Source organism: Caldimonas sp., assembly GCF_046289365.1.
GTDB lineage: Bacteria > Pseudomonadota > Gammaproteobacteria > Burkholderiales > Burkholderiaceae_C > Caldimonas.
The window spans coordinates 1-11,584 of sequence record NZ_JBKBVU010000098.1; the positions used below are offsets into that span (position 1 = coordinate 1).

Genomic DNA, 11,584 nt, shown 5'->3' on the forward strand with positions numbered 1-11,584 from the left:
GCACCGCCGGCGCCGGCGATGAGGGCCTTGAGGCCGCGCGGCGCGGCCTGCTCGGCATAACGGAACATGTCGTCGGGCATGCGGTGGGCGGAAACCACCCGTGCCTCGTAAGGCACGCCGAAGTCGGCGAGAATCTGGGCGGCGTGCTGCATGACGTCCCAATCGCTGTTGGAACCCATGACCACACCGATGAGGGGCGAAGCGCTCGACAAGGATGGCTCCAGGCTGGGCAGAAACCGCGATTTTAGGCGGGGCTGGGAAAGGCCTGGCCCGACCCCATCTTTGCCCGGGCCGGTGCCCCGCCCCTTTTGAACGGCTTTGCCATGATCGACATCACCCTCCAGAACTTTGAAGCCGAGGTGCTGCAAGCCTCGGTGTCGCGTCCCGTGCTGCTCGACATCTGGGCGCCCTGGTGCGGCCCGTGCCGCACCTTGGGGCCCTTGCTCGAGAAGCTCGAAACCCAGTACGGCGGCCGCTTCGTGCTGGCCAAGCTCAATTCCGACGAGCAGCCCGAGATCGCCGGCCAGCTCTCGCAGATGTTCGGTGTGCGCTCCATCCCGTTTTGCGTGATGTTCCGCGACGGGCAGCCCGTCGACGGCTTCGTGGGGGCGTTGCCGCAGGCGCAGATCCAGCAGTTCTTGGACAAGCACGTGCCCAGCGATGCCGAGTTGCAGGCTGAGGAGGAGGCCGAGGCGGCCGTCGAGCTCGCCGCCGAGGGGAACACCGATGCGGCGCTGGAGAAGCTGCAGCAGGCCGTGGCCATCGACCCGGCCAACGACGTGGCGCGCTTCGACTACGTGAAGCTGCTGCTCGAACGGGGCCAGGTGGCCGAGGCGCGCGCCGCCTACGAGCCGGTGGCCTCCAAGGCGGCGGTGGACGCCCGCCTGGCCGCTCTGGGGCTGTACCTGGAGGCCTGCGAGCGCGCCCCGAAGGCCCGATCGACGCAGGACCTGGCTGCCGCGATCGCGGCCAACAAGCGCGACTTCGAGGCCCGCCACGAGTTGGCCCAGGTGCACTTTGCCGCCGGCCGGTTCACGCAGGCGATGGACGAGCTGCTCGAGATCCTGATGCGCGACAAGGCCTGGAACGAGGGTCTGGCGCGCAAGACCTATGTGGCCATTCTCGAGATGATGAGCAAGCCCGCGCCCAAGCCGGCCGCGGCCGAAGCCAAGGGCACGCTGGAGCTCACCGGCAAGACGACGGTGGCTGCGGCCGATCCGATTGTCGAGCAGTACCGCCGCAAGCTGTCGATGACGCTGTTCTGAGGACGCTCAGGCGCCGATCAGCCGGTCGCGTGCCTCGCGGTACTTGGCAGCGGTCTTCTCGATCACCTCGGCCGGCAGCGCCGGGGCGGGGGCCTGTTTGTTCCAGGGCCGGCCGTTCACCGTGGCCTGCTCCAGCCAGTCGCGCACGAACTGCTTGTCATAGCTCGGAGGGTTGGCGCCTTCGGCATAGCCTTCCACCGGCCAGAAGCGCGAGGAATCGGGCGTGAGCACCTCGTCCATCAGCGTGAGGGTGCCGTGCTCGTCCAGACCGAACTCGAACTTGGTGTCGGCGATGATGATGCCGCGCGACAGCGCATAGTCGGCCGCGGTGCGGTAGAGCTCGATGGACACCGCGCGCACGCGCTCGGCCAGGTCCCGCCCGATGATCTCGCCCATGCGATCGAAGGAGATGTTCTCGTCGTGCTCGCCGATCTCGGCCTTGGTGGCCGGGGTGAAAATGGGCTCGGGCAGCCGACTGGCGTTCTTCAGCCCGGCCGGCAGCTTCACGCCGCAGACTTCGCCGGTGTGCTGGTATTCCTTCCAGCCGCTGCCGGCCAGGTAGCCGCGCACCACGGCCTCCACCGGCAGGGGCTTGAGGCGCTTGACCAGCATCGCGCGGCCGCGCACCTGGGCACGTTCGGCCTCGGTCACCACGCTTTGCGGGTCGTCACCGGTGAGGTGGTTGGGCACGAGGTGGCCCAGCTTGTCGAACCAGAACAGCGCCACCTCGGTGAGCAGGGCCCCTTTGCCGGGGATGGGCTCGCCCATCACCACGTCGAAGGCCGAGAGCCGGTCGGTGGCGATCATCAGGATGCGGTCGGTGCCCACCGCGTAGTTGTCGCGCACCTTGCCGCGTGCGAGCAGGGGCAGGGAGGTGATCGAGGAGTGGAGCAGGGCGGCGGTCACGAAGGTCTCCGGAAAACAACGAGCCCGCTGGTCCAGCGGGCTCGGCAGGTGCGGATCGGGCCGCGGGTCTTACTGGACCACCTGGGCCAGTTCGCCGGCCGCGTAGCGGCGCGCCATCTCGGACAGGGCAATGGGCTTGATTTTACCGGCCTGGCCTTCGCAGCCGAACTGCAGGTAGCGCGCCTTGCAGACCTGCTTGGCCGCTTCGCGGGCAGGCTTCATCCACTCGCGCATGTCGAACTTGTCGGGGTTCTCGGCCAGGAACTTGCGCACCGCGCCGGTCATGGCCAGACGGATGTCGGTGTCGATGTTGATCTTGCGCACCCCATGCTTGATGGCTTCCTGGATTTCCTCGATGGGCACGCCGTAGGTCTCCTTCATCTTGCCGCCGTACTGGTTGATGATGGCCAGCAGTTCCTGCGGCACCGAGGACGAGCCGTGCATCACCAGGTGGGTGTTGGGAATGCGGGCGTGGATCTCCTTGACGCGCGAGATCGCCAGGATGTCGCCGGTGGGCTTGCGGGTGAACTTGTAGGCGCCGTGGCTGGTGCCGATGGCAATGGCCAGCGCATCGAGCTGGGTGGCCTTCACGAACCGGGCGGCCTCCTCGGGGTCGGTCAGCAAGGCGGAATGGTCGAGCTTGCCCTCGGCGCCGATGCCGTCTTCCTCGCCGGCCATGCCGGTCTCCAGCGAGCCCAGGCAGCCGAGCTCCCCCTCGACGGTGACGCCCACCTTGTGGGCCATCTCGACCACCTCGCGCGTGACCTTGACGTTGTAGTCGAAGGAGGCCGGGGTCTTGCCGTCTTCCATCAGCGAGCCGTCCATCATCACCGAGCCGAAGCCCAGCTCGATGGCGCCTTGGCAGACTTTGGGCGAGGTCCCGTGGTCCTGATGCATCACCAGCGGGATGTGCGGATAGGCCTCGACGGCCGCTTGGATCAGGTGCTTGATGAAGCTCTCGCCGGCGTACTTGCGGGCGCCGGCACTGGCCTGCAGGATCACCGGTGCGCCGACTTCGTCGGCGGCGGCCATCACGGCCTGCACCTGCTCGAGGTTGTTGACGTTGAAGGCCGGGATGCCGTAGTTGTTTTCGGCAGCATGGTCCAGCAGTTGACGCATCGAGACGAGTGGCATGGTGGGGCCTCTTGGGACGCTAGGAAGTCGGAGAAACGGAAATCGCCGGGCGGCGGCATGAAACCGCGTCGTAATCGTCCAGGATTCTACCGACCCCACTGGAGCGGGGCGCCCCTGCCCCCCTGGGACCGGGGAGGGATGCCGCAGTGCAGCATGGGGTTTCCGGGCCCGCAGTGGCGGTGTGCGGCCAGGCGCCCTAAAGTCGGGCCCTTTCCCCTTCACGCCACCGCTGACGCCGAGATGACCCGACGCGTGTTTCCCCCCATTTCCGCATTGCGCCGCAGTGTGGGGCTCGTCCTGGCCCTGGGCCTGCTGATGGCCTGTGCTGCGGCCCCGGCGCAAGTGACGCAGCGTCCCGATGGCCAGTGGCGCCACCTCATCGGGCTGGGCGCCAGCGTGGCCTCGGGCAACACGCGCACCACCAGTGTGAACCTCTCGCTGGACAGTGTGCGGGCCACCTACGAGGACAAATGGTCGCTGACGGGCAGCGCGCTGCAATCGCGCACCGAGGGCGACACGGCCGCGCAGCGCGCCGAGATCAAGACCCAGTACGACCGCGACCTGTCGTTGCTGTGGTTCGGCTACGGCAGCCTCGCGGCCTTGCATGACGAGGCGGCGAACATCGAGTCGCGCGCTTCGGTGGCCTCGGGGGTGGGCTATCACCTGCTGCGCACCGAGGACAGCTACTGGGATGTGTCTGCCGGCCTGGGCTACACGCGCGACCGCTTCGAGGCGGCCACAGTGATCGATGGCTTGAGCCGCCGCAGCCGCGACCGCCTGGAACTGGTGCTGGCCCAGGAATCCACCACCTATCTGTCCGACACCGCGCGCCTGAAGCAGCAGGCCCGGCTGCTGCCGAGCCTGCGTGAATCGGGGGAGTTTCGTGCCGAGCTGACGGCCAGCCTGGCGGTGGCCATCAATGCCCGGCTCAGCCTGACCGCCAGCCTCACCCATCGCCACGACACCCAGCCCGGCGCGGGCTTCAGCAAGTCGGACACGCTGTTCGTGACGGGCGTCTCGCTCGGCCTGGACTGATCCCAGGTCAGCCGCCCACGCGGCAGACCTTCAGCATGTTGGTGCCACCGGGGTAGCCCATCGGTTCACCGCAGGTGATGGCATAGGTGTCGCCCGGCTTGAGCACGCCGCGCTCGACCAGCAGGGCCTCGGCCTTGTGCAGGGCTTCGTCGCGGTCGTGGTAGGCCGGCATCAGCATCGGGCGCACGTTGCGGTACAAGGCCATCTTGCGCTGCGAGACGGGCTGTGAGGTCAGGCCGAAGATCGGCACGTGGATCTTGTGCCGGCTCATCCACAAGGCGGTGGAGCCCGATTCGGTCAGTGCGATGATGGCCTTGCACCCCAGGTGGTGGGCGGTGAAGAGCGCACCCATTGCGATGGCCTGGTCGATGCGGCCGAACTTCTTGTTGACGAAGTCCGAGTCGAGCTCGATCTCCTCGGCGCGCTCGGCCTCCAGCGCGATGAGCGCCATGTGCTCGATGGTCTCCACCGGGTACTTGCCCGCGGCGGTCTCGGCGCTGAGCATCACCGCATCGGTGCCGTCGAGCACGGCGTTGGCCACATCGCTGACCTCGGCGCGCGTGGGCACGGGGTTGACGATCATCGACTCCATCATCTGCGTGGCGGTGATGACCACCTTGTCCATCTCGCGTGCCAGGCGGATCATGCGCTTTTGCAGCGCCGGCACGGCCGCATTGCCCACCTCAACGGCCAGGTCGCCGCGCGCCACCATGATGCCGTCGCTGGCCTTGAGGATGCCCTCGAGCTGCGGGATGGCCTCGCTGCGCTCGATCTTGGCGATCAGCGCGGGCTTGTGCCGCCAGGGCTCGCCGGCCACGTTGGCGAGCTGGCGGGCCATTTCCATGTCGGTGGCACTCTTGGGGAAGCTCACCGCCAGGTATTCGCACTGGAAGCTCATCGCGGTGCGGATGTCTTCCATGTCCTTGGCTGTCAGTGCCGGAGCCGTGAGCCCACCGCCTTGCTTGTTGATGCCCTTGTTGTTCGACAGCTCGCCGCCGATCTTCACGCGGGTGAACACCGCATCGCCGGCCACGCGTTCGACGGTGAGCACGATCAGGCCGTCGTTGAGCAGCAGGGTGTCGCCCGGTTTCACGTCGCGCGGCAGTTCCTTGTAGTCCAGGCCCACGCGCTCGTGGTTGCCCAGGTCCGTCCAGCCCGCATCGAGGATGAAAGGCTGGCCGGGTTCGAGCAGGGTCTTGCCGCCCTCGAATTTGCCCACGCGGATCTTGGGGCCTTGGAGGTCGGCCATGATGGCCACGTCCTTGCCGGCGCGCTGGGCGGCCTCGCGCACCAGCGCGGCGCGTTCGATGTGGTCCTGCGCCGTGCCGTGCGAGAAGTTCAACCGCACCACATCGGCCCCGGCGCGGATCATGCGCTCCAGGATCTCGGGGGTGGACGAGGCGGGGCCCAGGGTGGCGACGATCTTGGTGGCGCGGTTCATGGCAGCGTGTCTCCGGTGAAGCTGTAACTTTATTCCATTTCGAGGGGCTTCAGAAGGCCTTCGGAGTTACAGCGCCGTCCCCGGCGTCATGGGCCATTCAACCCGCCGCGCGACGGGCCAGGATTTCAAAGGCCGGAAGCTGCTTGCCTTCGAGCACCTCCAGGAAGGCGCCGCCGCCGGTGGAGATGTAGCCCACGTCTTTCTCGATGCCGTATTTGGCGATGGCCGCCAGGGTGTCGCCGCCACCGGCGATCGAGAAGGCGCTCGATGCCGCGATCGCGCGGGCCAGGGTCTCGGTGCCCCGGGAGAAGGCCTCGAACTCGAACACGCCCACCGGGCCGTTCCAGACGATGGTGCCTGCGGCCCGGAGCTGCTCGGCCAGCATCGCAGCCGTCTTGGGGCCGATGTCGAGGATCAGGTCGTCCTCGGCCACGTCGGCGGCCGCCTTCACGGTGGCTGCCGCATCGGCCTTGAAGTCCTTGGCCACCACCACGTCCAACGGGATCGGCACGGCTGCGCCGCGGGCCTGCATCGCCTCCATCACGGCGCGGGCCTCGCCCACCAGGTCGGGTTCGGCCAGCGACTTGCCGATGGGCAGGCCGGCGGCCAGCATGAAGGTGTTGGCGATGCCGCCGCCCACGATGAGCTGATCGACGTTCTTGGCCAGGCTTTGCAGGATGGTGAGCTTGGTGCTGACCTTGGAGCCGGCCACGATGGCCACCAGCGGGCGCTTGGGGCTGGCCAGCGCGCGGGTGATCGCGTCGATCTCGGCGGCCAGCAAGGGGCCGGCGCAGGCCACCTTCGCGAACTGCGCGATGCCGTAGGTGGAGGCCTCGGCGCGGTGGGCGGTGCCGAAGGCGTCGTGTACGAAGATGTCGCACAGCGCGGCCATCTTGCGCGCCAGCGTCTCGTCGTTCTTCTTCTCGCCCTTGTTCAGACGGCAGTTCTCCAGCAGCACGACCTGGCCGGGCTGCACGTCCACGCCATCGACCCAGTTCGCACGCAACGGCACCTCGCGCCCCAGCAGCTCGCCCAGGCGCTGTGCCACCGGGGCGAGCGAGTCCTCGGGCTTGAACTCGCCTTCGGTGGGTCGGCCCAGATGCGAGGTCACCATCACGGCGGCTCCGGCCTGCAGGGCCATCTCGATGCAGGGCACCGAGGCGCGGATGCGGGTGTCTTCGGTGATGCGCCCGGCGTCGTCCAGCGGGACGTTGAGATCGGCGCGGATGAAGACGCGGCGCCCAGCCACCTGGCCTTGGGCGATCAGATCGGAGAAGCGAAGCACGTTCATGGCGAAAGGGTGGCAGTGGCAGCAAAGGAACCCGCGATTTTAGAGGGGCCGCCTCCACCCGATTCCCGGGGCCGGCGGCTTGTCATGCGTCAAATTCAGGTGTACAAGGACAGCAACGCTCGCTTCGTTCACATTGTTTGTGACGCAAGGAGGGCCCCATGCGCAGACGCATTTATTGGCTTCTGCCCGACTTGGCCAGTGCCAGGCGGACGATGGATGATCTTTTGCTCGCGCGCATCGCCGAGCCCCACATCCACTTCGTGGCACGGGAAGACGTCGACATGAGCGGCCTGCATGCAGCCAATGTGCTGCAGACCTCCGACGTGCTGCGCGCCGCCCAGCTCGGGCTGGTGATCGGGGGCGTGGTGGGCACGGTGGCGGGTCTGGCCGTGGCGATCTTCTTCCCCATCGTTGGCGATTCTCCGCAATGGGGTGTGGCGGCGGTGCTGGCGGTGCTTGGCGGATTGTTCGGCGCCTGGGCGGCCAGCATGATCGGCATCTCCGCGCCCAGCCACCGCCTCGAGCGCTTCCAGCCGGCCATCGAGCAGGGGCAGATCCTGCTGATGGTCGACGTGCCGCGCTCGCGCGTGGCCGAAATCGAGGCCCGGCTGCAGGCCCTGCATCCCGAGGCCCATCTCGAGGGCGTCGAGCCCAACATCCCGGCCTTTCCCTGAGTTCGCGGGCCCGGCCGGCGCAGGCATGCGCATGAGGAGGCAAGACCATGGAACTGCATCTGTCGACGTGGCGGGCGGGCTCGACCCGCCCGGACTGGACGGCCGCTGCCGTGTCGGGGCTGGCGGCCGGCGCCGTGCTGATGGTGCTTGAACTGTTCTGGGCCGCCAGCATGGGCGGCGACGGACCCTGGCGGCTGCCTCACATGGTGGCCGCCCTCGTTTTGGGGGCCGGCTGGCTGGACGCGGCCGCGGCGCAGGGCTACGCCTTCCACGCCGGCGTGGTGGCGGCCGCGCTGGTGGTGCATTACGCACTGGGCGTGCTGTTCGGCCGCGCTGGTGGTGCATTACGCACTGGGCGTGCTGTTCGGCCTGGCGCTGGGCGCACTGGTGTCCTGGCTGCGCCTGGACAGCCTGCTGGGTCGCATGGAGGCGCTCGGGGCCGCCTTCGGGGTGATGCTCTATCTCGTCAACTTCCATCTGCTGGCCCAGGTCTTCCCCTGGTTCCTGGAGCTGCGCGGCTGGGCGACCCTGATGGCGCACCTGGTGTTCGGCATCAGCGCAGCGCTGCTGTACTGGAAGCTCGCGCGGCGCGACGCCGCCTGATGTCGGGCGGGGCCGGTCTTGCGGGGAGGGCAGCATGGTCATCGCGGCTGTCCTGCTGTGCATCGTCCTGGGTTCGGTGGCCTTCCACCTGTTCACACCCTGGTGGACCACGCCGCTGGCCACCCATTGGGAGCGCATGGACGACACCCTGACCATCACGGTGGTCATCACGGGGGTCTTCTTCATCGCGATCAACATCTTCGTGGCCTACGCGATCTGGCGCTACCGCCATCGCGAGGGCCATCGCGCGGCCTATGAACCGGAAAACCATCGCCTGGAGCGCTGGCTGATCGGCATCACGACGGTCGGCATCGTGGGGCTGCTGGCACCGGGCCTGGTGGTCTACGCCGACTACGTGCGCGCGCCGCGCGATGCCCTGCAGCTCGAGGTGGTGGGCTACCAATGGCAGTGGCGCTTCCGCATGCCCGGGCCGACCGGTGAGTTCGGCGGCACCGACGTGCGCTTCGTCTCGCCGACCAACCCGCTGGGCCTGGATCCGCGCGACCCGGCCGGCCAGGACGACCTGATCATCGACGCGGGCGAGGTGGTGCTGCCCGTGAACCGTCCGGTCAAGGTGACGATGCGCTCGGTGGATGTGCTGCACGACTTCTACGTGCCGCAGTTCCGCGCGCGGATGAACCTCGTGCCCGGACAGGTCAGCAGCTTCTGGTTCACGCCCACGCGCACGGGCCGCTACGAGGCGATGTGCGCCCAGCTCTGCGGCCTGGGGCACTCGGCGATGCGCGGGCATGTGGTGGTGGTCGAGGAACCGCAGTTTCAGGCCTGGCTGGCCGGCCTGCCCAGTTTCGCCAGCACCCAGGCGCCGCCGTCCGTGTCAAGCGCCGACCCGGTGGCGCTCGGGCGCGCCCTGGCCCAGTCCAAGGGCTGTGTGGCCTGCCACAGCAGCGATGGCAGCGCGAGCGTGGGTCCCACCTGGAAGGGCCTGTACGGCAAGCTGGAGACGCTCAAGGACGGCCGGCAGGTGCGCGTGGACGAGCAGTTCCTGCGCGACTTCATCCGCGACCCGAAGGCCGTGGGCATCCAGGGCTTCCCGCCGGTGATGCCGCGCATCGAGCTCAGCGAGGACGAGCTCGACGCGCTGGTCGCGCACATCAAGTCCCTGGCCACCCCGTGAGGTCGCCCGATGAGCACGCAAGACACCGTCCACGACGCGCATCACGACGAGCACGAGCCCAAGAGTTTTTGGACACGCTACGTCTGGAGCCAGGACCACAAGGTCATTGCGATCCAGTACGGCTGCACGGCCATCTTCGTGGGCCTGGTGGGGCTCGTGCTGTCGCATCTGATGCGGCTGCAACTGGGCTTTCCCGGAACCTTCGAGTTCATCAACCCCGAGCGCTACTACCAGTTCGTCACGATGCACGGGATGATCATGGTGATCTACCTGCTCACCGCGCTCTTCCTCGGCGGCTTCGGCAACTACCTGATCCCCTTGATGGTGGGGGCCCGCGACATGGTCTTTCCCTACCTCAACATGCTGAGCTACTGGGTCTATCTGCTGTCGGTGATCGTGCTGCTGGCCAGCTTCTTCGTGCCGGGCGGGCCCACCGGCGCGGGCTGGACGCTCTATCCGCCGCAGGCCATCCTGCCCGGCACGCCGGGGCATGACTGGGGCATCATCCTGATGCTGGTTTCGCTGGTGATCTTCATCGTGGCGGCCACGATGGGCGGCCTCAACTATGTCACCACCGTGCTGCAGGCGCGCACGCGCGGCATGACCCTGCTGCGCATGCCGCTCACGGTGTGGGGCATCTTCGTGGCCACCATCCTGGCGCTGCTGGCCTTTCCGGCGCTGTTCGTCAGCGGCGTGATGATGCTGCTGGACAAGACCGTAGGCACCAGCTTCTTCATGCCGGCACTGGTGTCGCTGGGCCAGGCCACCGATTACAAGGGCGGCAGCCCGCTGCTCTTCCAGCACCTGTTCTGGTTCTTCGGTCACCCCGAGGTCTACATCGTCGCGCTGCCGGCCTTCGGCATCGTCTCCGACCTCATCAGTGTGCATGCACGCAAGGCCATCTTCGGCTACCGCACGATGGTGTGGGCCATCGTGATCATCGGTGGCCTGAGCTTCATCGTGTGGGCCCACCACATGTTCGTCAGCGGCATGAATCCCTACTTCGGCTTTTTCTTCGCCACCAGCACGCTGATCATCGCGGTGCCCACGGCCATCAAGGTCTACAACTGGGTGCTCACGCTGTGGCGCGGCGACATCCACCTGTCGGTGCCGATGCTGTTTTCGCTGGCCTTCCTGTGCACCTTCGTGATCGGCGGGCTCACGGGGCTGTTCCTGGGCAACGTCAGCGTCGACATCCCGCTGTCGGGCACCTATTTCGTCGTTGCGCACTTCCACATGGTGATGGGCGTGGCGCCCATCCTGGTGGTGTTCGGCGGCATCTACCACTGGTTTCCCAAGATCACCGGGCGCATGCTCGACGACCGCCTGGGCCACCTGCATTTCTGGGTGACCTTCCTCGGCACCTACGCGATCTACTTCCCGATGCACTACCTGGGCGTGCTGGGGATGCCCAGGCGCTATCACTCCTACGAGATCTACGACTTCATCCCCCCATCGGCCGATGCGCTCAACGTCTTCATCACGGTGGTGGCGATCTTCGTGGGCGTGGCGCAGCTCGTCTTCCTCTACAACCTGGGGTGGAGCGCCTTCAGGGGCCGCCGGGCCGACCCCAACCCCTGGCGGGCGGCCTCGCTGGAGTGGTTCACGCCCGACACGCCACCCCGCCACGGCAACTGGGGGCCGTCGCTGCCGGTGGTCTACCGCTGGGCCTATGCCTACAGCGTGCCGGGGGCACCGCGTGACTACATCGCCCAGACCGAACCGCCCGATGCCGGCGGCCTGGAACCCCAGCCTGCCGGCCCGACGGGCATCCGAGGAGCCTCCGCATGAACGCTGCCACTGCCTCCCTGGAGCCGTCTGCCGGCGTGCCTCGCGTCCAGGCCCTGGGCCTGGGGGTGTGGGTGATGATCGGCGTGGGCTGCGCCCTGTTCGGCCTGTTCCTGGCGGCCTACGTGATGCGCATGGACGGCGGGGACTGGACGCCGATCGCCTTGCCCTGGCAGTTGTGGCTGAGCACCGCACTGCTGGTGCTGGCCAGCGTCGCGCTGCACCGTGCCGCCGGCGCGGCCGGGGCCGCACAGGCCGAGGCGGCCCGCTCGGCCCTGTGGGCCGGGGGGGCCCTGGCCTTTGCCTTCCTGG

11 protein-coding genes and 1 pseudogene are annotated in these 11,584 nt (G+C 67.8%); 7 read left to right on the forward strand and 5 right to left on the reverse strand.

Going from position 1 to position 11,584, the window contains the following annotated elements; genetic code table 11:
* On the reverse strand, positions 1 to 179 hold a 179-nt coding region (locus tag ACK42S_RS10850; RefSeq protein ID WP_409706983.1), incomplete at its 3' end, for an AIR carboxylase family protein.
* Between the two features lie 144 nt (positions 180 to 323).
* Between ACK42S_RS10850 and ACK42S_RS10855 the strand changes: the two genes are divergently transcribed.
* Entirely contained in the window at positions 324 to 1,265 is a 942-nt protein-coding gene (locus tag ACK42S_RS10855; RefSeq protein WP_409706953.1) for a tetratricopeptide repeat protein, read from the forward strand.
* Positions 1,266 to 1,271: 6 nt separating this feature from the next.
* Here the strand turns inward: ACK42S_RS10855 and ACK42S_RS10860 are convergent, their stop codons facing one another.
* Complete coding sequence (locus ACK42S_RS10860; protein ID WP_409706956.1) at positions 1,272 to 2,171, reverse strand: phosphoribosylaminoimidazolesuccinocarboxamide synthase; 900 nt, start codon at positions 2,169 to 2,171, stop codon at positions 1,272 to 1,274.
* Positions 2,172 to 2,240: 69 nt separating this feature from the next.
* Positions 2,241 to 3,305 (reverse strand): class II fructose-bisphosphate aldolase, encoded by a 1,065-nt coding sequence (gene fba / locus ACK42S_RS10865; protein WP_409706959.1) that lies wholly within the window; start codon positions 3,303 to 3,305, stop codon positions 2,241 to 2,243.
* Between the two features lie 240 nt (positions 3,306 to 3,545).
* Between fba and ACK42S_RS10870 the strand changes: the two genes are divergently transcribed.
* Positions 3,546 to 4,340, forward strand: a complete 795-nt coding sequence (locus ACK42S_RS10870; RefSeq protein WP_409706962.1) for a YdiY family protein — start codon at positions 3,546 to 3,548, stop codon at positions 4,338 to 4,340.
* A gap of 7 nt (positions 4,341 to 4,347) precedes the next feature.
* Here the strand turns inward: ACK42S_RS10870 and pyk are convergent, their stop codons facing one another.
* A complete protein-coding gene (pyk, locus tag ACK42S_RS10875; protein ID WP_409706965.1) occupies positions 4,348 to 5,781 on the reverse strand; it encodes a pyruvate kinase in 1,434 nt (477 codons plus the stop codon).
* Positions 5,782 to 5,878: 97 nt separating this feature from the next.
* Positions 5,879 to 7,072, reverse strand: coding sequence for a phosphoglycerate kinase (locus ACK42S_RS10880; RefSeq protein ID WP_409706968.1), 1,194 nt, complete (start codon positions 7,070 to 7,072; stop codon positions 5,879 to 5,881).
* A 158-nt stretch (positions 7,073 to 7,230) separates the two neighbouring features.
* On the opposite strand from ACK42S_RS10880, the gene ACK42S_RS10885 reads away from it, so the two are divergent.
* From ACK42S_RS10885 to ACK42S_RS10905, 5 genes and pseudogenes are all read left to right on the forward strand, one after another.
* The gene (locus tag ACK42S_RS10885) at positions 7,231 to 7,746 is read left to right on the forward strand and encodes a DUF1269 domain-containing protein (protein WP_409706971.1); all 516 of its coding nucleotides are present in this window, start codon (positions 7,231 to 7,233) and stop codon (positions 7,744 to 7,746) included.
* A 336-nt stretch (positions 7,747 to 8,082) separates the two neighbouring features.
* Complete coding sequence (locus tag ACK42S_RS10890) at positions 8,083 to 8,349, forward strand: hypothetical protein (protein WP_409706974.1); 267 nt, start codon at positions 8,083 to 8,085, stop codon at positions 8,347 to 8,349.
* Between the two features lie 34 nt (positions 8,350 to 8,383).
* On the forward strand, positions 8,384 to 9,484 hold the full coding sequence (locus tag ACK42S_RS10895) for a c-type cytochrome (RefSeq protein WP_409706977.1): 1,101 nt from the start codon (positions 8,384 to 8,386) through the stop codon (positions 9,482 to 9,484).
* 9 nt (positions 9,485 to 9,493) lie between these two features.
* A complete protein-coding gene (gene ctaD, locus ACK42S_RS10900; RefSeq protein ID WP_409706980.1) occupies positions 9,494 to 11,275 on the forward strand; it encodes a cytochrome c oxidase subunit I in 1,782 nt (593 codons plus the stop codon).
* Positions 11,272 to 11,584, forward strand: a pseudogene (locus ACK42S_RS10905) (bb3-type cytochrome oxidase subunit III); the annotation flags it as partial. The gene ctaD and the pseudogene ACK42S_RS10905, both read left to right, overlap by 4 nt.

Bases quoted from the DNA above. Each gene is read 5' to 3' on its own strand.
- ACK42S_RS10870 (WP_409706962.1), top strand. From the start codon at position 3,546: ATGACCCGACGCGTGTTTCCCCCCATTTCCGCATTGCGCCGCAGTGTG.
- ACK42S_RS10895 (WP_409706977.1), top strand. From the start codon at position 8,384: ATGGTCATCGCGGCTGTCCTGCTGTGCATCGTCCTGGGTTCGGTGGCC.
- fba (WP_409706959.1), bottom strand. From the start codon at position 3,305: ATGCCACTCGTCTCGATGCGTCAACTGCTGGACCATGCTGCCGAAAAC.
- ACK42S_RS10885 (WP_409706971.1), top strand. From the start codon at position 7,231: ATGCGCAGACGCATTTATTGGCTTCTGCCCGACTTGGCCAGTGCCAGG.
- pyk (WP_409706965.1), bottom strand. From the start codon at position 5,781: ATGAACCGCGCCACCAAGATCGTCGCCACCCTGGGCCCCGCCTCGTCC.
- ctaD (WP_409706980.1), top strand. From the start codon at position 9,494: ATGAGCACGCAAGACACCGTCCACGACGCGCATCACGACGAGCACGAG.
- ACK42S_RS10880 (WP_409706968.1), bottom strand. From the start codon at position 7,072: ATGAACGTGCTTCGCTTCTCCGATCTGATCGCCCAAGGCCAGGTGGCT.
- ACK42S_RS10855 (WP_409706953.1), top strand. From the start codon at position 324: ATGATCGACATCACCCTCCAGAACTTTGAAGCCGAGGTGCTGCAAGCC.